General features: G+C 65.6%; 21 protein-coding genes. 13 read left to right on the forward strand and 8 right to left on the reverse strand.

The features are described 5' to 3' along the window. Position 1: 1 nt before the first annotated feature. The 3 genes from EN846_RS09395 to EN846_RS09405 form a co-directional block, all read right to left on the reverse strand. Positions 2-907 carry a sugar ABC transporter permease gene (locus EN846_RS09395; protein ID WP_127393375.1) on the reverse strand — a complete coding sequence of 302 codons (906 nt, stop codon included), beginning with the start codon at positions 905-907 and terminating at the stop codon, positions 2-4. Between the two features lie 66 nt (positions 908-973). Continuing rightward, positions 974-2,290, reverse strand: a complete 1,317-nt coding sequence (locus EN846_RS09400) for an extracellular solute-binding protein (protein WP_127284650.1) — start codon at positions 2,288-2,290, stop codon at positions 974-976. Between the two features lie 356 nt (positions 2,291-2,646). After that, positions 2,647-3,333, reverse strand: a complete 687-nt coding sequence (locus EN846_RS09405) for a TetR/AcrR family transcriptional regulator (RefSeq protein WP_127393376.1) — start codon at positions 3,331-3,333, stop codon at positions 2,647-2,649. A gap of 92 nt (positions 3,334-3,425) precedes the next feature. Here EN846_RS09405 and EN846_RS09410 point away from each other — a divergent pair, with 92 nt between their 5' ends. From EN846_RS09410 to EN846_RS09420, 3 genes are read left to right on the forward strand one after another with little or no spacing between them, the layout of a single operon-like run. Then, positions 3,426-4,622, forward strand: a complete 1,197-nt coding sequence (locus EN846_RS09410) for a Tm-1-like ATP-binding domain-containing protein (protein ID WP_127393377.1) — start codon at positions 3,426-3,428, stop codon at positions 4,620-4,622. Positions 4,623-4,633: 11 nt separating this feature from the next. Next, entirely contained in the window at positions 4,634-5,500 is an 867-nt protein-coding gene (locus EN846_RS09415) for a phosphoenolpyruvate hydrolase family protein (RefSeq protein ID WP_127393378.1), read from the forward strand. A 4-nt stretch (positions 5,501-5,504) separates the two neighbouring features. Then, complete coding sequence (locus EN846_RS09420; RefSeq protein WP_127393379.1) at positions 5,505-5,921, forward strand: cupin domain-containing protein; 417 nt, start codon at positions 5,505-5,507, stop codon at positions 5,919-5,921. Between the two features lie 173 nt (positions 5,922-6,094). Here the strand turns inward: EN846_RS09420 and EN846_RS09425 are convergent, their stop codons facing one another. Then, positions 6,095-7,282, reverse strand: coding sequence for a Xaa-Pro peptidase family protein (locus EN846_RS09425; RefSeq protein WP_128346248.1), 1,188 nt, complete (start codon positions 7,280-7,282; stop codon positions 6,095-6,097). 382 nt (positions 7,283-7,664) lie between these two features. On the opposite strand from EN846_RS09425, the gene EN846_RS09430 reads away from it, so the two are divergent. The 6 genes from EN846_RS09430 (at position 7,665) to EN846_RS09460 (ending at position 13,633) form a co-directional block, all read left to right on the forward strand. Beyond that, the gene (locus EN846_RS09430) at positions 7,665-9,275 is read left to right on the forward strand and encodes an ABC transporter substrate-binding protein (RefSeq protein ID WP_127393015.1); all 1,611 of its coding nucleotides are present in this window, start codon (positions 7,665-7,667) and stop codon (positions 9,273-9,275) included. Between the two features lie 261 nt (positions 9,276-9,536). Further along, a complete protein-coding gene (locus tag EN846_RS09440) occupies positions 9,537-10,523 on the forward strand; it encodes an ABC transporter permease (protein WP_127393016.1) in 987 nt (328 codons plus the stop codon). Further along, positions 10,520-11,350 carry an ABC transporter permease gene (locus tag EN846_RS09445; protein ID WP_127393017.1) on the forward strand — a complete coding sequence of 277 codons (831 nt, stop codon included), beginning with the start codon at positions 10,520-10,522 and terminating at the stop codon, positions 11,348-11,350. Before EN846_RS09440 ends, EN846_RS09445 begins: the two co-directional genes overlap by 4 nt. Then, positions 11,347-12,354, forward strand: a complete 1,008-nt coding sequence (locus EN846_RS09450; RefSeq protein WP_187331320.1) for an ABC transporter ATP-binding protein — start codon at positions 11,347-11,349, stop codon at positions 12,352-12,354. The genes EN846_RS09445 and EN846_RS09450 overlap by 4 nt, the downstream gene beginning before the upstream one ends. Beyond that, positions 12,351-13,130, forward strand: coding sequence for an ATP-binding cassette domain-containing protein (locus EN846_RS09455; RefSeq protein ID WP_127312005.1), 780 nt, complete (start codon positions 12,351-12,353; stop codon positions 13,128-13,130). Before EN846_RS09450 ends, EN846_RS09455 begins: the two co-directional genes overlap by 4 nt. Then, on the forward strand, positions 13,127-13,633 hold the full coding sequence (locus tag EN846_RS09460) for an L-2-amino-thiazoline-4-carboxylic acid hydrolase (protein WP_127393018.1): 507 nt from the start codon (positions 13,127-13,129) through the stop codon (positions 13,631-13,633). The genes EN846_RS09455 and EN846_RS09460 overlap by 4 nt, the downstream gene beginning before the upstream one ends. 24 nt (positions 13,634-13,657) lie before the next feature. Here the strand turns inward: EN846_RS09460 and EN846_RS09465 are convergent, their stop codons facing one another. The 4 genes from EN846_RS09465 to EN846_RS09480 are packed head-to-tail and all read right to left on the reverse strand — an operon-like array spanning position 13,658 to position 18,586. Further along, entirely contained in the window at positions 13,658-14,959 is a 1,302-nt protein-coding gene (locus EN846_RS09465; RefSeq protein ID WP_128274196.1) for an FAD-binding oxidoreductase, read from the reverse strand. Positions 14,960-14,961: 2 nt separating this feature from the next. Next, positions 14,962-16,347, reverse strand: coding sequence for a glutamine synthetase family protein (locus tag EN846_RS09470; protein ID WP_127311873.1), 1,386 nt, complete (start codon positions 16,345-16,347; stop codon positions 14,962-14,964). A gap of 4 nt (positions 16,348-16,351) precedes the next feature. Further along, positions 16,352-17,635: a glycosyltransferase gene (locus tag EN846_RS09475; RefSeq protein WP_127393280.1), complete on the reverse strand. Its 1,284-nt coding sequence runs from the start codon at positions 17,633-17,635 to the stop codon at positions 16,352-16,354. A 12-nt stretch (positions 17,636-17,647) separates the two neighbouring features. Further along, complete coding sequence (locus EN846_RS09480; protein WP_127285924.1) at positions 17,648-18,586, reverse strand: GntR family transcriptional regulator; 939 nt, start codon at positions 18,584-18,586, stop codon at positions 17,648-17,650. A gap of 228 nt (positions 18,587-18,814) precedes the next feature. Here EN846_RS09480 and EN846_RS09485 point away from each other — a divergent pair, with 228 nt between their 5' ends. From EN846_RS09485 to EN846_RS09505, 4 genes are all read left to right on the forward strand, one after another. Further along, on the forward strand, positions 18,815-19,876 hold the full coding sequence (locus EN846_RS09485; RefSeq protein ID WP_127285925.1) for a spermidine/putrescine ABC transporter substrate-binding protein: 1,062 nt from the start codon (positions 18,815-18,817) through the stop codon (positions 19,874-19,876). Positions 19,877-19,977: 101 nt separating this feature from the next. Next, entirely contained in the window at positions 19,978-20,820 is an 843-nt protein-coding gene (locus EN846_RS09490; protein WP_127312151.1) for an ABC transporter permease, read from the forward strand. A gap of 183 nt (positions 20,821-21,003) precedes the next feature. After that, a complete protein-coding gene (locus EN846_RS09500) occupies positions 21,004-21,795 on the forward strand; it encodes an ABC transporter permease (RefSeq protein ID WP_127394250.1) in 792 nt (263 codons plus the stop codon). Continuing rightward, positions 21,792-22,865 carry an ABC transporter ATP-binding protein gene (locus tag EN846_RS09505; protein WP_127394251.1) on the forward strand — a complete coding sequence of 358 codons (1,074 nt, stop codon included), beginning with the start codon at positions 21,792-21,794 and terminating at the stop codon, positions 22,863-22,865. The genes EN846_RS09500 and EN846_RS09505 overlap by 4 nt, the downstream gene beginning before the upstream one ends.

Here is a 22,865-nt window from a genome sequence, read left to right on the forward strand (position 1 = left end):
CTCAGCGCTCCTTCACCTTGTTGAGGTACTTCACGTAGAGGTTGGTGATAGCCAGCACCATGATCAGCACGATGTAGGCCAGCGCGCAGGACTTGCCGGTATCCCACTGCTGGAACGCCTGCTTGTAGAGCCGGATCGCAATCAGTTCGGCGGTCGGCTGGGTCGTCATCGTGTAGGCGATGTCGAAGGTCTTGAAGGCTTCCATGGTGCGGAAGATCAGCGCGATCAAAAGGATCGGCGAGACCAGCGGCAAGGTGATGCGGGTGAAGGTGTACCACCAGCCGGCGCGGTCGATCGCCGCGGCCTCGTAGAGATGCTGCGGCACGGCCGACAGGCCGGCGAGCGAAAGCAGCATGACGAAGGGCGACCACATCCAGATATCGGTGATCGCGACGGCGTAGAGCGCGCTGTCCGGGTTGGACAGCCAGGCGAAATCGCCGAGGCCGAAGACGTAGTTGATCGGGCCCCAGGACGGGCTGTAGAGCAGCTGCCAGAACAGGCCGACGACCGCGGCCGACATCATCATCGGCAACAGCAGCAGCGTGGTGATCAGGCCCTTCATCGGAAAGCTGCGGTTGAGCAGCAGCGCAAGGCCGAAGCCAACGATCATCTGGCCGGCCACCGAAACGATGACGTATTTCGCCGTGATGATGAAGTTCGACCAGATGTGATCGTCGCTGAGCAGCTCACGGTAATTCTGCAGGCCGACGAATTGCCAGGGCTCGCTCCGGTTGGCCGCGAAGTTGGTGAAGGAATAGCCCAGCGAATAGATCAGCGGGAAGATGTTGAAGATGATCAGGAACACCAGCGTCGGGATGATGAACAGATTGCGGATGGTCAGATCCGACCAGCCGCGCGCCGCGGCCCTTGAGGCAGGATCGAGATGTGTGAGGGCTACCGAAGCCAACGAGCGTCTCCCTGAAACAGGAATGCCGGAGGGGAAAACCCTCCTCCGGCATTCTGAATGTGATGCTTACTTGTAGCGATTGTACTTGGTGAACGTCGCCTTCCATTCGGCGGCGGTCTTGTCGAGCGCTTCCTGGGCGGTGCCTTTGCCGCCGACCACGAACGGATAGATGTTCTGGTTCAGCTGATCGAGCACCTCGGCGTATTCCGGTGTCGCCCAGAAATCCTTGACCATGAACATCGTGTCATAGAACGCCTTGTTGTAAGGCGTGGCGTTCTGGAACGCTTCCGATTTCAGCACGGCCTGGCTGCAGGTGTAGCCACCGAGGTCGGCCCACTTCTTCTGGGTCTCGTCCTTGATGAACCACTCCAGGAACTTCGTCGCCTCTTCCTGGTTCTTCGAGTACGAGACGATTGAAATTCCCTGGCCACCGAGAGCGGCGAAGCGCTTGCCGTCCGGGCCGGCCGGATTGGCGAAGAAGCCGGTCGCGTCGGCGAATGGGTTGGTGGCCTTGTTTACCAGCGGCGGGAAGAAGGCGAAGAAGTTCATGCTCATCGCGGCGAGGCCGCCGGTGATCGCCTGGTTGTCTTCCACGAAGAAGGTCTTGCCCCAACCCGGAGGCGTGAACTTGTAGAGTTCCTTGTACATGTCGAGGCCGGCGGCGGCCTCCTTCGAATTGGTGATGCCGTCGACCTTGTAGGTTGCGTAGTCGCCGAGGTCGCCGCCATAGCTGAAGATTGCGCTTTCGACGCCCATCGCCATCGCGTCATAGGAATTGTCGGTGTAGATGGCGACGCCGTACCGCTTCTGGTCCGGACGGTGGAAGAACTCGGCGATGTCGCGCAGCTGCGCATACGTCTTCGGCACGTCGAGGTCGTAATTGTACTTCGCCTTGAAGGCTTCCTTCTCCTTCGGATCCTCGAACCAGTCCTTGCGATAGGACCAGCCGATCGCATCGCCTTCGAGCGGGATCGCCCAGTATTTGCCGGAACCGCCAGGGTATTCGGCATAGTACTTGACTGTGGCGGGCGCCATCACGTCGCCAAGCTTGTGCTTGTTGAAGAAGTCGGTGAGGTCGACATAGTGGCCTTGCGTCGAACCGGCGCCGAGCCATTGCGAGTCGCCGACCACCATGTCGTAGGCGTCGCCGTGCGCGTTGAACTCGGTGAAAGCCTTGGTCTGGAAATCCGGCCATGGCGTCGTCTGCACCGTGACCTTCACGCCGGTCTCGGCTGTGTAGTCGTTGACGAGTTCCTGCAGATAGTTGGCCGGATCCCATTCCGCCCAGAAGATGGTGAGTTCCTTTTCCTGCGCGTAGACGGACGTTCCGCAGGCAAGCGTCAGGCCGATACCAGCAAGCACGCTGGTCACTAACTTGCGCATAATGTTTCCTCCCTTGTGCGCATTCTACCGTGTCATGCGAGCCGCCAACGAGGCCGGCCCTGGTAGTTCCTCCCGTGATGGCACTTTCCGGTTTGGGCCTCCTCGCCCGGCCGAAAATGGATCGCCACCTTCACTTTCGATCCGCTTCGACTATTCTGATCTGGTATTACCAATTTCGGACGGACGTCAAGCCCTTTCTTGAGCGATCAAGAATCGCCGGACAGGCCATTTGCAGCGGTATCTGCCTGTTTTCCCTTAATTTTCCTACTCCTTGATACGTATGCACCTTGTTCCGGTCACCTCATCGGGCCTATTATGCACAACTGGTCACGCCATCTGGTCCAACCAGATTTGCTTTATTTGGCCATTACCGCCGACGCGCCGCCACCTTCCGATTCCGCCAGGGCAGCCCGCACCAGCGCGCCCGCCGCCCATTGCGCGACCGTCATCATCCGGCGGCTGTCCAGCCCCCATATGTCCTTCAGCACGATCAGCACCTCGACGCCGAACATCAGCGACAGCGCCTGCGCCAGACGCTTGAATTCGCGCGGCGGCAACTGACCCTTGAGCGGCGCGATCGCGTCCTTCAGCAGGTCGACGCGATGGCCGCGCGTGAAGGCGGGCTCGCTGCCCAGCGTGCCGGCCTGCCGCCTGGCCCATTGATCGAGCGACAGTTTCAGCGCCGCCTTGAACGTCGCCTCGAAGGCCTCGATGCGCGGCATGGCGTCGGCGAAGAGTTCGGCGACCCGACGCTCCGCATCGTCGGAAGTCGATTTCCAGGTGAGGATCGGGCCAAGCCCCTCGTCGACCACCGCCTGCACCAGTGCCGCCTGGCTTGGGAAATAGCGATAGGCGGTCGCTCGCGACACTTCGGCCGCCTCCGCCACCTCGCTGACGGAAGGCGTCGCGCCGGCCTGCATCAGCCTGGTTGCCGTCTCCAGCATAAGCCGCCTGGTGCGGGCGCGCGCGCCGCGCTCGGCCGCGCGACCTGCCCCCTGTCCGGTGTCGTCGTTCGGCGCGGCTTGTTGACGTGAGACATCCATGTCAATACGATACGCGCGTCTCAAAAAATTGCAATGGTCTTGACGGCCGGCAAGGAGCGGCGGGCGACAACGCCAGGGAGCGGGGAAACGCGATGAAGCGCATCTATGTGGTCGGCACCGCCGACACCAAGGGCGAGGAACTCGCCTTCCTGGCGGACGCGATCGTCGCCACGGGCGCCGCCGTGACCCGCGTCGACGTCGGAACGCGCGCCGCCGCCGTCCCGATCGATGTCACGGCCGAGGAGATCGCCGACCACCATCCCCAAGGCCGCAACGCCGTGCTCGGCATCGACGACCGCGGCAGGTCGGTCGCCGCGATGGCCGCCGCCTTCACCCGCTTCGTCCAGTCGCGCAGCGACATATCCGCAATGATCGGCATTGGCGGCGGCGGCGGCACCTCGATCGTCACCTCTGGCATGCGCGCGCTGCCGCTCGGCCTGCCCAAGATCATGGTCTCGACGCTTGCCTCCGGCGACACCGCGCCTTACGTCGACGTCTCCGACATCGTCATGATGCCGTCGGTGACCGACATGGCTGGTCTCAACCGGCTGTCGCGCGTCGTGCTGCACAATGCCGCCCAGGCGATCTCGGGCATGGCTGCAAAACCCGCACCCGCCTCCGACGGCAAGCCGTCCCTGGGGCTCACCATGTTCGGCGTGACCACGCCTTGCGTGACCGCGATCGCCGACCAGCTGCGCGCCAGCTATGACTGCATGGTCTTCCACGCCACCGGCACAGGCGGCCGCACCATGGAGAAGCTCGCCGATTCGAGGCTGCTCGCCGGCCTCCTCGACATCACCACGACGGAGGTTTGCGATCTACTGTTCGGCGGCGTGCTGCCGGCGACGGAGGATCGCTTCGGCGCCGTCGCTCGCACGAAGCTGCCCTATGTCGGCTCGGTCGGCGCGCTCGACATGGTCAACTTCTGGGCGCCGCCGACCATTCCGGAGCGCTATCGCGGGCGCCTGTTCTATGAGCACAATTCCAACGTGACGCTGATGCGCACGACGCCGGCCGAATGCCGCGCGATCGGCGCATGGATCGGCGAAAGGCTGAGCCGCTGCGAGGGTCCGCTCCACTTCCTGATTCCGGAAAAGGGCGTCTCGGCGCTCGACATCGAAGGCGGCGCCTTCTTCGACCCGGAAGCCGACGCGGCGCTGTTCGATGCCGTCGAGCGTTCGATCCGCCCCAACGCGACGCGGCACGTGACGCGCCTGCCGCTGCACATCAACGATCCCGAATTCGCCAGGGCCGCGACAGCGGCCTTCCTCGATATCGCCAAGAAGTGAGACCCGGACGCATGGCCGCCATTCCGCGCAAGAAAATCCTGGAGAAATTCCGCAAGATGATCGCCGACGGCGTGCCGATCGTCGGCGGCGGCGCCGGCACCGGCCTGTCGGCCAAGGCCGAGGAAGCCGGCGGCATCGACCTCATCATCATCTACAATTCCGGCCGCTATCGCATGGCCGGGCGCGGTTCGGCCGCCGGCCTGCTCGCCTATGGCAATGCCAACGAGATCGTCAAGGAGATGGCCTATGAGGTGCTGCCGGTGGTCAAGAAGACGCCGGTGCTGGCCGGCGTCAACGGCACCGATCCGTTCGTCATCATGCCGCTGTTCCTGGCCGAACTGAAGACGATGGGCTTTTCCGGCGTACAGAACTTCCCCACCATCGGCCTGTTCGACGGCACCATGCGGCAAAGCTTCGAGGAAACCGGCATGGGCTTTGGGCTCGAGGTCGACATGATCGCCGAAGCGCACAAGCTCGACCTCCTGACCACGCCCTACGTCTTCAACCCGGACGAGGCGCGCGCCATGACCAAAGCCGGCGCCGACATCGTCGTCGCCCATATGGGCGTGACGACGGGCGGCTCGATCGGCGCCACTTCGGCGAAGTCGCTCGACGACTGTGTGAAGGAGATCGATGCCATCTCGGCGGCCGCGCGCTCGGTGCGCAAGGACGTCATCCTGCTTTGCCACGGCGGGCCGATCTCGATGCCGGACGATGCCCGCTACATCCTCGAGCGCTGCGAAGGGCTGCATGGCTTCTATGGCGCGAGTTCGATGGAACGGCTGCCGGCGGAGGCCGCAATCGCCAAACAGACGGCTGACTTCAAGGCTGTCGCGGTCGGCGGCGGCAAGGCGACCATCAAGAAAAAGAAGGGATGAGACGATGACCGACAAGAGCAAGGTGTTCGTGTATCCGAAGGACGTCAGCGCCTTCGGCTTCGACTGGGGCAGGCTGGCCCTAACGGTCGCGCCCGAAGTGAATGGCGCGGAGCGTTTTTCCGGCGGCGTCGTCGACCTGCCCTCCGGCAAGGGCCACACCCGCCACAATCATCCCGGCGCCGAAGAAATCATCTTCGTCATCTCCGGTCATGGCGAGCAGATGGTCGAAGACGAAGAAGGCAATCCGGTGGTGGCCAAGGTCGGCCCCGGCTGCACCATCTACGTGCCTGAAAGCCGCTTCCACTCGACGCTCAACACCGGCGACCAGCCGATGCAGCTTTTTGTCGTCTATTCGCCGGCCGGACCGGAGCTTGTGCTGCGCGACCTGCCGGATTTCAGGCTGGTTCCGGCAGGGGAGTGAACCTTCGAGGCTGGCGCCGCCCCTCATTGTCCTGCCGGACATTTCTCCCAGTAGAACGGGGAGAAAGATGCCTTCGTCAACGATTTCGCAAATGGCCGAAGCTGCCTTCTTCTCCCCGTTTTACGGGGAGAAGGTGCCGGCAGGCGGATGAGGGGCGGCGCCGACTTTCAGCCTTATGAAACCCCGCCCCTGTTCCACCCCCGCGCCCGGTCGCCGAACATCACATAGCCGGTGTCCGTCACCGCGACCGTATCCTCCAGCTTGATGAAGCCGCGCGTCGGGTGGAGCATCGTCGTCTCGACCGACAGCACCATGTTCTGTTCCAGCGGCTTCCCGGCGTAGGTGCCTTCATAGGTGACCGGATGGTTGGTCATAAGGAATGGCGCCTCATGCGTGATCAGCCCCATGCCGTGGGCGAAGAAATCCGTGTAAGGCGCGACCTTAGAGGCTTTCAGCACGCCCTCGGCATGGGCGATCATATCGCCGCCGAGCGCGCCAGCCCTGACCTTCGAAAACGCCGCCTGCTGGACGGCTTCGACCTCGGCCAGCAGATCCTCCAGCTCGGCGTCCGGCTCGCCGAGGATGCCCATTCGGCAGAGATCGCCGATATAGCCGTGATAATTGCCGCCGGAATCGATCGACAGCACCTCGCCCTGCTTCCACGCTTGCGGCGAGGCCGCGCGGTTGTGGCTTGAGCCCAGCGTCAGCAGGCAATATTCGAAATGCGCGCCGCGATTGGTCTCCTCGCGCCGCAACTGCTCGATGATCTCGGTCTTGGTCGTGCCTTCACGCGCCCACTGGATGGTCGCCAGCATGGAATCGGTGATCAGCTCCGAGGCGATGCGCAGCTTTTCGAGCTCGGCGTCTGTCTTGATGGCGCGCATGCGCTCCAGCATGCCGGTCGCATCGATGAGCTTCGCGTCCGGCAGCGCCTTGCGGATCAGCGTGTAGGCATCCGACGGCAGGAAGGCCGGCTCGATGCCGATGCGGGCACCGCCCTTGCCGATCTTCTGCACATGCTCGACGGCAAGATTGGCGGCGTCCAGCGTGCCCCAGCAGGCAGCGTGCAGGGTCGGTGTCCAGAACGGGTTGTTCTGGTGCTCGGCGCCCTCCATGCGGTTGCCGATATAGGCGGCACGGTCCGGTCCGCCCTTCTCGTAGACGACGATCGGCAGATAGCGGCTGTGGCCGATCGCATCCATGGCGGCGAAGAAGATGAACTTGTAGCCGCCGAGCAGATATTGCGTGTTGTGCTTGGAAGTGGCGAGCAGCACGTCGATGCCCGCTTCCTCCATCAGCCCGTCCAACCTGGCTTGGTCGAATGGAATGGCGACCGCATTCTTGCCCGGGGCGATGTTCATTTTTTCTCTCCCTGAATGTGCCCGCCGATCGGGCCGGCTCGCCGGCTGGTCTTGTGGCTGATCGTCTGGCTGTCGGCCAAATCTGCACCAGCTCACCACTCTGGTCCAGCCAGAAATAGGAGCCCCTGGCCTGCAGAGACTTCTCAAAGCCAAATCTCGCAGCCAATCGCCATATCTGGTCCTACCAGTCTGGTTGATTGGGCCGCTTCCTGGCTACTGGTCCAGCGGACGAAAATTTCAAAGCCACGCCACCATGCGCCAATTCCGTCTCTGGCGAAACCCTCGGCAAGGGCCATAATCGCCGCCGCAAGGACGTTCGCGGACCCGCTGGCGTCGAGGGGAATTGGCGCCCGCCGGGTGGCGCGGAGGACGGAGGTCGATCATGTCAGCTTTCACCATTTCCAGGCGCACCGTGCTTGCCGGCTCGGCGGCGCTGCTCGCCTCCACCGCCATGCCGGTGATCGGTCGCGCGCAGACGCCGAAGAGGGGTGGCCGTCTGGTCGTTGCCGCCGATTCCGAGCCGCGCAACCTCAACCCGGCGATCGTCGCCTCCAACGGCGTATTCTTCATCTCCAGCAAGGTCGTGGAGACGCTGGCCGAGGCTTCCTTCGACGGCAAGGACGGGCTCCAGCCACGCCTGGCGCTGTCCTGGGAAGGTGCTGCCGACGGCCTCTCGGTGACGTTCAAGCTGCGCGACGGCGTCAAGTGGCATGACGGCAAGCCGTTCAGCTCCGCCGACGTCGCCTTCTCGGCGCTGCAGCTGTGGAAGCCGCTGCAGAATCTCGGCCGCACCGTGTTCAAGGATCTCAGCACGGTCGAAACGCCGGACGAGCTGACCGCCGTGTTCAAATTCGCCAAGCCGACGCCGTTCCAGCTGATCCGCAATGCGCTGCCGGCGCTGTCGAGCGTCGTGCCGAAGCATGTCTATGAGAACGGCAAGATCGAGGAGAACCCGGCCAACAACGCGCCCGTCGGCACCGGCCCGTACAGATTCGCCGAATACAAGGCCGGCCAGTACTACCGGCTGGCGAAGAACGCCGACTACTGGGGCAAGGACGAGCCCTATCTCGACGAGATCGTCTACCAGGTGCTCCCCGATCGCACCTCGGCGGCCGCGGCGCTCGAGGCGGAAGAGATCCAGCTTGCCGCTTTCTCCGCCGTGCCGCTCGCCGATCTCGACCGCATCTCCAAGGTGCCGGGCCTGAAGGTGATCACCAAGGGCTATGAGGGGCTGACCTACCAGCTCGTGGTCGAGATCAATCATCGGCGCAAGGAACTCGCCGACCTCAAGGTGCGCCAGGCGATCGCCCATGCCATCGACAAGGACTTCGTCGTCAAGACGATCTTCCTCGGCTATGCCGCCACCGCGACCGGCCCGGTGCCGAAGAACGACCCGCAGTTCTACACCGCCGACGTGCCGACCTATGCCTTCGATGTCGCCAAGGCCAATGCTCTTCTCGATGAGGCCGGCTACAAGAAAGGCCCCGACGGCAATCGCTTCTCGCTGAAGCTCCTGCCGGCGCCCTATTTCAACGAGACCAAGCAGTTCGGCGACTATTTGCGCCAGGCGCTCGCCGCCGTCGGCATCGACGCCGAACTGGTCAACAACGACTCTCCCGCGCATATCAAGGCCGTCTACACAGACCATGCCTTCGACCTCGCCGTCGGCCCGCCGGTGTTCCGCGGCGACCCGGCGATCTCGACCACCATCCTGGTGCAGAGCGGCATCCCGGACGGCGTGCCCTTCTCCAACCAGGGCGGCTACAAGAACGCGGAGCTCGACGCGCTCATCGCCAAGGCATCGGAGACGCTCGACACCACCGCCCGCACCGAGCTCTACAAGGAATTTCAGAAAAAGGTCGCCGCCGACCTGCCGCTGATCAACGTCGCCGAATGGAGCTTCATCAGCGTCGCGCGCGATACGGTCGGCAACATCGCCAACAACCCGCGCTGGGCGGTATCGAACTGGGCGGACACCTATTTGGCGGGCTGATCCCATACTTGCGCATCGACAGCTCGGGTGCTCAGCTTCGAGAATGAGAGCTCCTTCGCGCCCCCCTCTGTCCTGCCGGACATCTCCCCCACAAGGGGGGAGATTGGCGGCTTTGGCGCCTCGCACTTTCCTGCAGCGTTGCAGGTTGGCGAAAGCCGCGGTGCCAGCTGATCTCCCCCCAAGTGGGGGAGATGTCCGGCAGGACAGAGGGGGGCGCCGTAGAACTCGGCGTTCATGGCTTGGCCTTGGAGCGGCTTCGCCATGACCCGCGCCCTCGCCCTCATCCGCCGCCGTCTCGTCGGCAGCGTCTTTGTGCTTTCGATCGTCATCATCGGCACATTCCTCCTGCTCGAAGCTGCCCCTGGCGACGCGGTCGACGCCTACATCGTCTCGACCGGCGGCGACGCCGGCCTGATCGAGGTGCTGCGCCACCGCTGGGGCCTCGACCAGTCGGAACTGACGCGGCTCGCCAACTATCTTTGGGCGCTCTGCCATCTCGATCTCGGCCAGTCCGTCACCTTCTCGCGACCTATCCGCGACATCATCCTCGAACGCCTGCCCACCACGCTGATCCTGATGGGCAGCGCCACCGCGCTCTCCTTCGGCCTCGGCTCGGCGCTCGGCATCTATGCCGGTGCAAAGCCCGGAAGCTTTCGCGACCGCTTCCTGTCGATCGGCTCGCTGGCACTCTATGCCGTGCCTGGCTTCTGGCTCGGCCTGGTGCTGATCGTCGTCTTCGCCGTCGACCTGCGCTGGCTGCCGATCGGCGGCATCGAGACCATCGCCTCCGCCAAGACCGGCCTTTCGCGGGCCGCCGACATCGCCACCCATCTCGTGCTGCCGGTTTCGGCGCTCGGCTTCATCTACCTCGCGCTTTACCTGCGCATGATGCGTGCCGGCATGGCCGAGGCCTGGCGGCAGGACTTTGTCCTCGCCGCCCGCGCCAGGGGGCTGTCGCGCCGACGCATCGTGCTTGCCCATGTCGCCCGCAACGCGTTGCTGCCGCTCATCACCATGCTCGGCCTGCAGTCGGCGCAGACGCTGGGCGGCAGCGTCGTCATAGAAAGCGTCTTTGCCGTACCCGGCCTCGGCCGTTTGGCGCAGGAAGCCGTCGCCGGACGCGACACGCCGCTGCTGCTCGGCATCATTCTCACCAGCGCCGTGCTCGTCATCGTGATCAACCTCCTGGTCGACCTTGCCTACGCCCTGCTCGATCCGCGCGTCGGCGCCAGTGAGGCCGGCGCATGAGCCGGCTGCATCGTTTCCTTCGCAGCCCGGAAGCGATCGCCGGAACTGCGATCCTCGCCTTGCTATTCGCCATGGCGCTTACCGCGCCGCTGCTCTTTCCCGGCGACCCGCAGGCCATCGCAGGCCCGGCATTGCTGCCGCCATTCCAAGACTGGTCGCTGCCGCTCGGTACCGACCGGCTCGGCCGCGACGTGCTGGCCGAACTGTTCCACGGTGCCCGCACCTCGCTGGCCGTCGGGCTGTCGGCGGCGGGCGCAGCACTCCTGATCGGCGCGGTGGTCGGCACGCTGGCCGGTTTTGCCGGCGGCCTGATCGACGAGGTGCTGATGCGCATCACCGATGCCTTCCAGACCGTGCCCGGCTTCCTGCTGGCGCTGGCCTTCGTCAGCATCGTCGGCCCTTCGCTTGGCGTGGTCGTTGCCGCCATCGCGCTCGGTGCCTGGACCGGACCGGCGCGCGTCGCACGCGCCGAGGTGCTGTCGATCCGCGAGCGCGACTATGTCGCCGGCGCCCGCGTCATCGGCATGCATCCGCTCGAGATCGCCTTTCGCGAAGTGCTGCCCAACGCGCTGCCGCCGGTGCTGGCGCTGTCCTCGGTGATCGTCGCGGCGGCGATCCTGACGGAAGCCGCCCTGTCCTTTCTCGGCCTGGGCGACCCCAACCGCGTCACCTGGGGCGCCATGATCGCCGAAGGCCGCGCCGTCTTGCGCACCACGCCCTTCCTGTCGATCATTCCCGGCATCGCCCTGGTGCTGACCGTGCTCGGCGTCTACCTCGCCGGCGAAGGCGTCGTCGAGACGACGGCGGTGCGGAGAAGCCTGTCGTGACGGCGCTGCTTTCGATCCGCGATTTGACGGTGAGCTATCGCGGCGATGGCCGCGAGGTGCCGGCGCTGAGGGGCGTGAGCCTTGAGATCGAGGCCGGTGAGCGCCTGGCGATCATCGGCGAGAGCGGCTCGGGCAAGAGCACCCTGGCGCTGGCGATTGCGGGGTTGTTGGCGAGGGGTGCCAGGATTGGAGGTGCGATCGAATGGGCGATGCCGAATTTGCAAATGCCTCATTCCTTCGCGCCCCCCTCTGTCCTGCCGGACATCTCCCCCACAAGGGGGGAGATCAGCAGTTCCGTCGCCGGCACTTCTTTTTCAACGTCGATGATCGGCGAAAGCGGTAATGAGAAGGCAATCTCCCCCCTTGTGGGGGAGATGTCCGGCAGGACAGAGGGGGGCGCCGTAGAGCGCCGACCTCTTCATCTTGGCAGCGCAGTACCCCGCCTCGGCCGCGACATCGGCTTCGTCTTCCAGGACCCCTCCTCCAGCCTCGACCCGGTCATGCCCGTCGGCAAGCAGATCGCTGAAGTCGCCCTGACCCATCTCGGCCTCTCCTGGCCGCAAGCCTACGCCCATGCCAAAACCCTGCTCGAACGCGTCCGTCTGCCCGATCCCGACGCCTCCATGCGCGCCTATCCGCATCAACTCTCGGGTGGCCAGAAGCAGCGCGTCGCCATCGCCGCCGCCATCGCTGCCGGACCAAAACTGCTAATCGCCGACGAGGCGACCAGCGCGCTCGACACCATCGTGCAGGCCGAGATCGTGTCGCTCATCCGGCGGCTGGTCGCCGAGGACGGCATGACGCTGCTGTTCATCAGTCATGACATCGCGCTCGCCGCCGAGCTTGCCGAGCGCATCGCCGTGTTCCGCTATGGCGAACTGCTCGAGCTCGGCACGACGGCGCAGATCGTCAACGCCCCGCGCCACGCCTACACGCGCGCGCTGCTCGACGCTCATCTCGGCCTCGACGCCGGACCGCTGCGGCAGGCCGGAGCGCCGGCATGAGCCTGCTCGCCGTCTCCGGTCTCACCAAGCGCTATCGTCGCGGCGGCGGAACCGTCGCCGCCGTCGATGGCGTTGCGTTTGCGATCGAGCCCGGCGAGACGCTGGCGCTTGCCGGCCCGTCCGGCAGCGGCAAGTCGACCATCGCGCGGCTGGTACTCAGGCTGACCGAGCCGGACGCCGGCACCATCCAGTTCGAGGGCGCAGACTTCCGCTCGCTGGGCGGATCTGCCCTGCGTGCGAGGCGCGCGCGCCTGCAGATGGTGTTCCAGGATCCGCTCGCCGCCTTCAATCCGCGCGCCACCGTGGCGCGTGTCTTGGACGACCCCTTGCGCATTCACGGCATTGCCTCGCGCACAGAGCGCCCGCGCCGCATCGCCGCCCTGCTGGAGCGCGTTGGCCTTGGCGCCGATCTCGCGCCGCGCGCCATCCACGAGATCTCCGGCGGCCAGCGCCAGCGCGTCGCCATTGCCCGCGCCATCGCCACCAAACCGTCGCTGATCGTGCTCGATGAGGCCGTGTCGGCGCTCGACGTATCGGTGCGCGGCCGGATCCTGGACTTGTTGCTCGACCTTCAGGCCACGGAACGGATCGCCTACCTTTTCATTTCGCACGATCTCGGCGTCGTCCGCGCCGTCGCCCACCGCCTCGTCATCCTCGATGCCGGCCGGGTCGCCGAAAGCGGCGATGCCCGTGCCGTCATCGGCAATCCGCAATCGGCGATCGGCAGGGCGCTGGTGGCGGCGGCACCGAGATTGAACAGGACCACCGCACCATGACCGACCCCGACGTCAGAGCCGAAAAACTGTCCCGCGAGCTCGATTCCGCTTTCCGCAACCGGGCCGATCTCTACCGTCTCTTCCTCGACGAACTGACGGCCGAACTCGGCGCCGAGAGAGCCGAGGCTGTCATGATCCGCACCATCGAGCAGCGCGGCAAGGAAGTCGCAGCCGCGGCTTTCGCCGATTTCGGCCCCAACGATGCGCCGGCGATCGGCGAGGCGTTTCTGGCCGTCAGCCCGGATGGCGGCCGCATGTACCCGACCGATGTCGAGCGCAACGCGACCCACATCGCCTTCAAGGTGAAGCGCTGTCCGCTGAAGGACGCCTGGGTCGAGGCCGGCGTCGGCGAGGAGAAGCTCGCCACGCTCTGCCGCATCGCCGGCGCCTTCGACCGCGGCCTGTTCGAGGCGACCGGCGTGCGCTTCGCCAACGTCACTTGGACGCCAGGCCACGGCTCCGGCTGCTGCCACATCGCGCTGACCAACAGGGATGCCGGTTAGCCAGCTTGCCGTCGTCCCGCGCGCTCAGTGCTTGATGCGGTCGCGCATCGCATACCAAAGCATGCCGAGCACATAGAGCGGACCGCGCAGCGCCGTGCCGCCGGGGAACGGCAGCGGGCTAAGCGTCGAGAACAGGTCGAGCCGCGAGGCGTCTCCCGTGATCGCCTCGGCCAGCAGCTTGCCCGACAGCGTCGACAGGATGACGCCCTTGCCGGAATAGCCATGCGCGAAATAGACCTCGCCATAGTGCCCGACATGCGGCAGGCGCGACGTCGTCACGGACACCAGCCCGCCCCAGGCATGGTCGATGCGGCAGCCCTTCAGTTGCGGGAAGGTCTGTTCCATATGCGGCCGCACGAAGCCGGCAATGTCGGCCGGCGGCGACGGCGTGTAGCGCTCGCCGCCGCCGAACAGCAGCCGCCCATCCGCCGACATCCGGTAGTAGTTGACCACGAAGCGCGTGTCGGACACCGCGACGTTGGCCGGGATCACATTGCGCTTGCCCTCCAGCGGCTCGGTGGCGACGATGTAGTTGCCGACCGGCATGATGCGGCTGTTGACGCGCGGCTCCAGTCCTTGCAGCAGCGCGTCGCCCGCCAGTACGACATGCTTCGCCCGCACCGATCCTGTCGCCGTCGAGACCCTGATCGAAGGCTCCCGCTCCAGCCGCGCGGCGACCGAATTCTCGTGGATGGTGACACCGGCCGCGACGGCCGCGCGCGCAAGCCCAAGCGTGTAGTTCAGCGGATGCATATGGCCGCCGAGCGGCTCGTACATGGCGCCGTGATAGGGCGTGTCGACTTTGCCGCGCGCTTCCGCCGCCGACAGGATCTCGACGTCGCGGAAATTCATCACGCGGGCCAGGCACTCGGCCTCATCTTCCAGGTCCTTGAGGTCGGAACTGTTCACCGCGCCGACCAGATGGCCGCTGAGCCTGAGGTCGCAGTCGATGGCGTGCCGCTCGATGATGTCGAGCACCAGCCCGCGCGCCTCGAAGGCGAGGTCGAACAGCGCCTTCGCCCGTTCCGGTCCGAAGGCCTTGACCAGGCCCTTGGCGCCCTTGCGCAGGCCGGGGATCATCTGGCCGCCATTGCGGCCCGATGCGCCCCAGCCGATCTTGCCGCCTTCGAGCAGCACCACCTTCAGCCCGCGCTGCGCGGCGTGGAGCGCCGCCGACAGCCCGGTGCAGCCGCCGCCGACCACCACAAGGTCGGCCTCGATATCGCCGATGAGCGCCGGATGATCCGGCGCCGGATTGGCGGTGGCGACATAGTAGGATTTGCCGATATCGAGACCGGAATTGAAACCTGTCGAACTGGAAACCATGGTCACACCTTGAGCAAAAGGTGGTCGCGTTCCCAGGACGTCACCACGCTCTGGAACAGGTCGAGCTCGACGCTCTTGACGCGCAGATAGGTCTGGAAGAAATCCTCGCCGAGCAGCGCCCGCACCGGCGCGCAGGCGGTGAAACGGTCGAGCGCCTCCTCCATGGTCTTCGGCAGCGTGCTCTTGATCTTGTAGGCATTGCCCGACGCTTCCGCCGAGCGCGCGATCTTCTCCTCCACGCCGAGATAGCCCGCGAGCAGCGAGCCGGCGATCGCCAGATAGGGATTGGCATCGGCCCCCGGCAGCCGGTTCTCCACCCGCCGCGCGGCGCGGCCGCCCGCCGGCACGCGCAGGCCGCAGGAGCGGTTGTCGTGCGACCATTCGATATTGGCCGGCGCGCTGTGGTTCGGACGAATGCGCCGGTACGAATTCACGTTCGGCGCAAACAGCGGCATGATTTCCGGAACATATCTCTGCAAGCCGCCGATGAAGTGGCCGAACATCGCGGTGTCGGCATCGTCGCCGCCGGCAAACAGCGTGTTGCCAGCCTCGTCGACAATGGACATGTGCAGATGCATCGAGGAGCCGGCCTGCGCCGCGATCGGCTTGGCCATGAAGGTGGCGTGCATGCCGCTCGCCTGAGCCGCCTGCCTGGTCAGGCGCTTGAACAACAGCACCTTGTCGGCCAGCGCCAGCGCATCGCCATGCAGGAAGTTGATTTCCAGTTGCGCCGTGCCCGACTCATGGATCAGCGTATCGAGCGGCAGCTCCGCGGCCGCCGCATGCGCGTAGATGCGCTGGATCACCGGCTCGAACTCCTCCAGCGCCGCCATGTCGTAGGGATGCTGCACGCTTTCGGCGCGGCCGTTGCGCCCGGCCGGGGCGGTCAGCGGCTGGTCCGGATCGGGATTTGGCGCGGTGAGATAGAATTCGAGCTCCGGCGCCACCACCGCCCGCCAGCCGCGCTGGCGATAGAGATCGAGCACCGCCCGCAGGACGTGACGCGGCGAGGCCATCCACGGGCGGTCGTCCATGTGGAAGGCATCGGCAAAGACATAGGCCTTGCCAGGCCCGCCGCCGGGCGCCAGGCAAAGTGTCGAGACATCCGGCACCATGCGCATGTCCGGGTCCGAATAGGCGAAGCCTTCGTCGATCGAGCCGGAATAGCGGCCGTCAATGCTGACCAGGAAGGCGCTGCTCGGCAGATAGAGCGCGCGGTCTTCCAGCGCCTTCAGGAATTTCGCCGCCGGCAGCGCCTTGCCGCGCAGCACGCCGTTCATGTCGGGCACCAGGCATTCGACTTCGCTGATCGCGTGCGCGGCCAGCCAGCTTTTCGGATCGTTGGCGCCGCTCGTCGGCGGCAGGGTCGTCAGGTGGTTTTCAGGCATTTGGTCATGTCCGTATCAAAGAGAGGATCGCTTCGGCGGCCACATCCGTTCCGGGCTTCAGCGCCATCTGCGCTGCACTGTCCTTCAGGCGGGCGCGCATCGCATCGTCGGCCAGCAGGCCGAGGATCGCTCGCTCCAGTACTCCTTCGGTCCAGCCATCGCGGCCGATATGGTTGCCGACGCCGGTCTCCTCGGCGCGCCGCGCATTGTCGTGTCCGTCCCAGCAATAGGGCATGATCAGCGACGGCACGCCGAAGCGAAGCGCCTCGCAGAAACTATTGTTGCCGCCGTGATGGATGAAGAGGTCCGATTTCGCCACCACCGAGGGCTGTGGGAACCAGGCGCCGAGATAGACATTGTCGGGCACCGCGCGATAGGCATCGCGCAGGCCGCCGACATTGACGATGAAGCGTGCCGGCAGCCGGTCGAAGACGGCAAGCATGCGCTGGATCAGCCCGACATCCATGGCGCCCAGGCTGCCGAAGCTGAGATAGACCAGCGGCCCGCCGTTGCGCGGAAAGACCGGCACCTCGAACGGCCCCTCGGAGCGGACGCAGCCCTCGAGATAGGTGAAGCGCGCGGGGTCGAGCGGCTCGGCGCGTTCGCGGCGCACGATGGCCGGCGTCAGCAGCAGGTTGAGATCGGGCGATGCCTCCAGGAACAGGCCCCTCGGCAGCGGCGCGAGGCCTGAATCGGCGCGCAGCCGGTTGAACCGTTCATGCGCCGGGGCGACCGCCGCGAGATAGCGCGCCTCGAAGGCGGCGCGCCCGGGGTCGTCGGCCGCAAGGCCGGAAAGATAGGGCGGCACCTCGGCGTCGGGCAATTCCGTCTCGGCGCAGGAGACGACGCGCACCCACGGGCAGCTTGCGCCGGCGATCGCCGGAAACATGATGACATTGTCGAGCACGACGGCGTCGGGCTTCAGCCGCGCCAGCAATTGCCTGAGCGGCGCCTCGGCCTGGGCCGCCGTGTCGACGATCGCCTGCCATGTCGGCGCGACATAGGTTTCGAGCTGGTCGACCGGGCTCAGCCGGAAATGCGGCAGGTGTCGGCGCACGAAAGCCTGCCAGTAGCTCTGCCGCTCGCTGTCGCTCAGCGGGTCGTTGGTCGGCAGCTGGTATTCCTGAAAGCCGTAATCGGCAAAGACGCCGGAGAAGCCGGCATGGCAGATGAAGACCGGCCGGGCGCCCCTGGCTCGCAAGGCCTGCGCGATGCCGACGCAATTGAGCGCCGCGCCGAAGCTCGCTTCGGGAAACAGCGCTATGGTCGGGCTGGCTTTGCGCGTCACGATGGTCCTCGGTCAATCCGGCCGGCTGATCATGCCGAACAGCGCCGGCGCGCCGCGGCTCGCCGCCCGTGGCCGCTGGCTGCGCGACAGCCTGAGATGCACACGCAACAGATCGGCGGCAACCTCATACTGCCAGCTTTCCAGATGGTCGAGTATGGTGAGGTGCTCGCGCAGCGACTGCTTGAGCCGGAACACGTTGACGCCCGCATAGATGCCGGGCAGCCGGCGTAACCGGAGATGATCGGACAGCGCGTCGGTGATGAACCGGTTGGCCGAGCCGTCGGCGATCATGCCGTGGAACTCGATGTCCAGCCGTTGGAATTCCCTGGTGTCGAAGGCCGCATCGGGCTGCGCCATCAGCGCCTCCATGCCCTGCCGAAGCGCCGCCGCCCGCGCGCCGTCGAGGCTGAAGCCCGGCGTCAATATGGCGGCGGGTTCCAGCAGCAGCCGGAAGTCGTAGCTCTCGCCCTGCGCCTCGGGATCGTCGGGCGCCCGGCGAAACAGCCAGGACTGGCCCGGCGCGCGGTCGACGAGATTCTCTTCAGTCAGTCTCTGAAGCGCTTTTAGTACCGTCTTGCGTTCCGCATCGTAGCGCCGCATCAGCCCGCTGACGGTTACCGTCTGGTCCAGCCGCCGCGCCGAGCGGTCGCGCAGGATCGCCTCGGCCAGTTCGTCTTCCTCCGCATTCGGCAATTCGGTGGCGACAGCCCTTTGCGCCGCGAGGTCGATGGCGAGGCGGTAGCCTGTGGCTGCTTCCCAGCGCACCACGCCCTGTTCGGTGAGCAGGCGCAGCGCCGCCCGCACCGGAGTCCGCGAAACGCTGCAGAGCGAGGCGATCTGTTGCTCGGGAAGGTGGGCGCCGGGCGCGAAGCCGCGCTGCCTGGCAACGTCCAGGATGCGCTGCGCGAGATCGAGATGGTTGGTGCGAGGTCGCCTGGCTGCCGCTTGCATGACTTGTTCTCGTGGATCGGTGCGACCCCGGTTTGGCCGATCGTCCCCGCCGAGGCAATCGGCCAGACTCCGGAGCCGCCTGCCAAATTATGGATTGACGTACTTTTTTCTGCAATAGTACTGTCACTGCAATCGGCAACAAAAGACCGGGGAACAGGATCGAGCCGCGGCGGGAACCGCGAATGCCGGTCCGCCAACGAATTTGACCAACCGGAATGGGAGACTGTCATGACCACCGCCCTGCGGCATCGTTCGTTCAGAACGTCTTCAATCGCGCTCGGCTTCGCTCTGGCGCTTTCGGCGCCGGCGGCCGCCGCCGACCTCGTCATCTCCAACTGGGACGGCTACATGGCGCCCGACGCCATGGCCGCCTTCAAGAGCGCGACCGGTGTTGCCGGCGAGGTCGTGGTCCACGCCACCAATGAGGAGATCATGGGCAAGCTCGTTGCCTCCGGCGGCAAGGGCTATGACGTGGTCTTCGTCTCCTCGCCCTTCGCCGAGGTGCTGAACAAGCTCGGCCTGACCGAGCCGATCGACCATGCCCAGGTCCCCAACCTCGCCAATCTCTATCCAGAAGCGACCAAGCTGCCGCACGATGTCGGCAACGCCTTCTCGGTGCCCTACACCTGGGGCACGACCGGCCTCTGCTATCGTTCGGACCTGGTCAAGGCCGCGCCGACCAGCTGGAGCGACCTGCTGGCGCCTTCCGACGACCTCAAGGGCAAGACCACCATGCTGGCGACCGACCGCTGGCTGCTCGCCGCCGGCCAGCTCGACAAGGGTTTCTCCGTCAACGAGACCGATCCGGCCAAGATGGCCGAGGTCAAGGACCTGCTGATCTCGGCCAAGAAGACCCTGCTCGCCTATGACGACACCACCTTCTATTCGAAGCTGGTGTCCGGCGAGGCGCTGCTGGTGCAGGCCTGGGACGGCTGGTGCAACTACGGCATCGCCGAGAAACCCGAGATCAAATACGTCATCCCGAAGGAAGGCTCGGACCTCTGGGTCGACACGATGGTGGTGATGAAGGCTTCCGAGCACAAGGACGCCGCCTTCAAGTTCATCAACTTCATGCTCGACGCCAAGAACCACGCATGGGCGGCCCAGAACATCGACTACAAGGTGCCGAACAAGCCGGCGATGGAGAGCCTGCCGGCCGACTTCCTGGCCAAATTCCCCAACATGGCGATGCCGGTGGCCGACCTCGTCAAGTTCGAGCAGTTGCGCGACGTCGGTGACGCCCAGCGCGACTATTCCAAGATCGTCAGCGAGATCAAGGCCGCGCAGTAGGCGCTTGCAGCCCAGAGACAATGGCCGATGGCGGGCTGTCGCCGTCGGCCGCTGAGCGGTATCGAAAATTGTCCCAGACCAGACTTCGCTCCAACCTGCTGATGGCGCCGGCTTTGGCCTGGCTGACCGCGCTCATGGTGGTGCCATGCGCGCTGGTGCTGGCGCTCGCCTTCTTCCGGCGCGGCATCTATGGCGGCATCGAATACACTTTCACGCTGGAGAATTTCAGCCAGGTCCTCGACCCGCTCTATGCCGGCATCTTCCTCAATTCGGCGCGCATCGCCGGCACCGCAACGCTGATCGCGGTCATCATCGGCTACGCCGCTGCCTATGCGATATCAGCAGCGCCCCGCCGGCTGCAGCCGGTCTTCCTGTTCTTCGCCGTGCTGCCGTTCTGGTCGAACTATCTGATCCGCACCTATGCCTGGATCGTGCTGCTCAACCGCGAAGGCCTCGTCACCCAGTTGCTGCGCTGGATCGGCTACACCGGCGAGCCGCCGTCGATGCTCTACACCGAGGGCGCCGTCATCGCCGGCCTGGTCTACAACTACCTGCCCTTCGTCATCCTCGCCTGCTACGCGCCGCTGTCGCGCCTCAACCCGGAGCTGGCGGAGGCCTCGCGCGACCTCGGCGCTTCGGCGCTGACCACCTTTCGCCGCGTCATCCTGCCCCTGACGGTGCCGGGCATCGCCGCCGGCGCGGTCTTCGTCTTCGTGCTGTCGATCGGCAATTTCGTCACCCCCGCTCTGCTCGGCGGCGGCCGCTTCCAGATGATCGGCAACCTGGTCTACGACCAGTTCCTGACCGCAAATGACTGGCCGTTCGGCGCCGCTCTCGCAATGGCGCTGATCGCCATCATGCTCGCGGTGCTGATGGCGCAGGCTTTGCTTGCCGACCGCGCCGCCGGCCGAACCAGGGAAGCCGAGGGAGGCGCCGATGGCTGAGCGCTGCCTTGCTTCTGTCTCCCCGTTCACGGGGAGAAGGTGCCCCGAAGGGGCGGATGAGGGGCGGCGCCAGCCTTTGCGACGCTCAGCGCTGCCCCTCATCGGCCTGCCGGCATCTTCTCCTCGTAAACGGGGGGAAGGAGGCTGTCCGGCCACTCGCCTCCTGACCGTCGGAGGGCAGCCATGACGTCATCGCCTGCCCGCCTTCTCGGCCTGCGGACGATCCTCGTCCTCGTCTTCGCCTTCCTCTACATCCCGATCGCCGTCCTGGTGGCGCTCTCCTTCAATGCGGGCGGACTGCCGACGGCATGGTCCGGGTTTTCGCTGAAATGGTACGCCTCGCTCGCCGGCAATACGGCGATCCTGCAGGCAGCGCTGAACACCCTGATCGTGGCGCTGGTTTCGACCGCCATCGCCACGCTGCTCGGCACGCTGCTGGCGATCGGCATCGAGATGCGCCGGCAGTACGGCAAGGGTCTCGAGGCACTGATCTTCGCGCCGATGATCATCCCCGACATCGTGCTCGCCATCGCGCTGCTGTCGTTCTTCTCCATGCTTGATGTCACCATGGGCCTGCACACCATCATTCTCGCCCATGTCGTCTTCAACCTCGCCTTCGTCTGCTCGGTGGTACGCGCGCGGCTGAAGAGCTTCGACTGGTCGATCGTCGAGGCCTCCGCCGATCTCGGAGCCTCCGCGCTCACCACCTTCCGGCGGGTGACCTTGCCGGTGATCCTGCCGGCGGTGGTCGCCGGCGCGCTGCTCGCCTTCACGCTCTCGGTCGACGAGTTCATCATCGCCTTCTTCACCGCCGGGGCCGGGCGCGCCTCGACCACGCTGCCAATGCAGATCTATTCGATGATCCGCTTCGGCATCACGCCGGAGATCAACGCACTGGCGACCATCGTCATGGCGGTCTCGATCACCGCGCTCACCCTTTCGCAGCGGCTCAATCGTGGGGTCATCGGCCAATGAGCGAACCGCGCACGCTGCTCCGGATCGATCGCGTGTCGAAGAATTTCGGCCGCGTGAGGGCCGTCGACGGCATTTCGCTCGACATCCGCGAGAATGAGTTCTTCGCCCTGCTCGGTCCCTCCGGCTGCGGCAAGACAACGCTGCTGCGCATGCTGGCCGGCTTCGAGACGCCGAGCGACGGCCAGATTCTGCTCGACGGCCGCGACATCGCCCGCACGCCGCCCAACAAGCGGCCGGTCAACCTGATGTTCCAGTCCTATGCGCTGTTTCCGCATATGAGCGTCAGGGCCAACGTCTCCTACGGCCTCGAAATGGAGCGCCTGCCGGCGGCCGAGATCCGCAGCCGCGTCGACGCCATCCTGGCGACGACCGAGCTCGTGCCTTTCGCCGACCGCAAGCCGGAGCAATTGTCTGGCGGCCAGAAGCAGCGCGTCGCGCTCGCCCGCGCTCTGGTCAAGCGGCCGCGCCTGCTGTTGCTCGACGAGCCGCTCGGCGCGCTCGACAAGAAACTGCGCGGCGCCATGCAGCTCGAACTGAAGCGCCTGCAGCACGAGGTCGGCATCACCTTTGTCATCGTCACCCACGACCAGGAGGAATCGCTGGTCATGGCCGACCGCATGGCGGTGCTGAAGGATGGCAGGCTGCTGCAATGCGACACGCCGCACGCGATCTACGAGCATCCTTCCGACCGCTTCGTCGCCGACTTCATCGGCGTGATGAATTTTGTCCCCGGCCGTGCTGACGCCAACGGCGTCCAGGCGACGAATGGCACGAAGATCACCGGTAAGGTTCCGGCGACACTTTCGTCGGGCGCCTCGGCTGTCGCCGCTGTGCGGCCCGAACGCATCCGGCTGTTTCCGTCGCCCGACACCGCCAACCGCGTTGCCGGCACGGTCGAGGCGCTCGCCTATCAGGGCCTCGACCTGCAGGTGCATGTCCGCACCGCTCTTTCGCAAAAGCCGTTCCTGGTGCGCGTCACCGCCGATGCCGCCGACCGCCGGCCGGTTGCCGCCGGCGACCGGATCGAGCTCGGCTGGGACGCCGCCGATGTCAGAATTTTCGCAGATTGA

Source organism: Mesorhizobium sp. M4B.F.Ca.ET.203.01.1.1 (assembly GCF_004791025.1).
GTDB classification, from domain to species: domain Bacteria; phylum Pseudomonadota; class Alphaproteobacteria; order Rhizobiales; family Rhizobiaceae; genus Mesorhizobium; species Mesorhizobium abyssinicae.

Excerpts from the sequence above, each read along its gene's own strand:
- EN846_RS09440 (WP_127393016.1), top strand. The coding sequence starts at position 9,537 with ATGACCCGCGCCCTCGCCCTCATCCGCCGCCGTCTCGTCGGCAGCGTC.
- EN846_RS09460 (WP_127393018.1), top strand. The coding sequence starts at position 13,127 with ATGACCGACCCCGACGTCAGAGCCGAAAAACTGTCCCGCGAGCTCGAT.
- EN846_RS09470 (WP_127311873.1), bottom strand. The coding sequence starts at position 16,347 with ATGCCTGAAAACCACCTGACGACCCTGCCGCCGACGAGCGGCGCCAAC.
- EN846_RS09415 (WP_127393378.1), top strand. The coding sequence starts at position 4,634 with ATGGCCGCCATTCCGCGCAAGAAAATCCTGGAGAAATTCCGCAAGATG.
- EN846_RS09485 (WP_127285925.1), top strand. The coding sequence starts at position 18,815 with ATGACCACCGCCCTGCGGCATCGTTCGTTCAGAACGTCTTCAATCGCG.
- EN846_RS09405 (WP_127393376.1), bottom strand. The coding sequence starts at position 3,333 with ATGGATGTCTCACGTCAACAAGCCGCGCCGAACGACGACACCGGACAG.
- EN846_RS09480 (WP_127285924.1), bottom strand. The coding sequence starts at position 18,586 with ATGCAAGCGGCAGCCAGGCGACCTCGCACCAACCATCTCGATCTCGCG.
- EN846_RS09490 (WP_127312151.1), top strand. The coding sequence starts at position 19,978 with ATGGCGCCGGCTTTGGCCTGGCTGACCGCGCTCATGGTGGTGCCATGC.
- EN846_RS09505 (WP_127394251.1), top strand. The coding sequence starts at position 21,792 with ATGAGCGAACCGCGCACGCTGCTCCGGATCGATCGCGTGTCGAAGAAT.
- EN846_RS09400 (WP_127284650.1), bottom strand. The coding sequence starts at position 2,290 with ATGCGCAAGTTAGTGACCAGCGTGCTTGCTGGTATCGGCCTGACGCTT.
- EN846_RS09455 (WP_127312005.1), top strand. The coding sequence starts at position 12,351 with ATGAGCCTGCTCGCCGTCTCCGGTCTCACCAAGCGCTATCGTCGCGGC.
- EN846_RS09410 (WP_127393377.1), top strand. The coding sequence starts at position 3,426 with ATGAAGCGCATCTATGTGGTCGGCACCGCCGACACCAAGGGCGAGGAA.
- EN846_RS09445 (WP_127393017.1), top strand. The coding sequence starts at position 10,520 with ATGAGCCGGCTGCATCGTTTCCTTCGCAGCCCGGAAGCGATCGCCGGA.
- EN846_RS09465 (WP_128274196.1), bottom strand. The coding sequence starts at position 14,959 with ATGGTTTCCAGTTCGACAGGTTTCAATTCCGGTCTCGATATCGGCAAA.
- EN846_RS09500 (WP_127394250.1), top strand. The coding sequence starts at position 21,004 with ATGACGTCATCGCCTGCCCGCCTTCTCGGCCTGCGGACGATCCTCGTC.
- EN846_RS09430 (WP_127393015.1), top strand. The coding sequence starts at position 7,665 with ATGTCAGCTTTCACCATTTCCAGGCGCACCGTGCTTGCCGGCTCGGCG.
- EN846_RS09420 (WP_127393379.1), top strand. The coding sequence starts at position 5,505 with ATGACCGACAAGAGCAAGGTGTTCGTGTATCCGAAGGACGTCAGCGCC.
- EN846_RS09425 (WP_128346248.1), bottom strand. The coding sequence starts at position 7,282 with ATGAACATCGCCCCGGGCAAGAATGCGGTCGCCATTCCATTCGACCAA.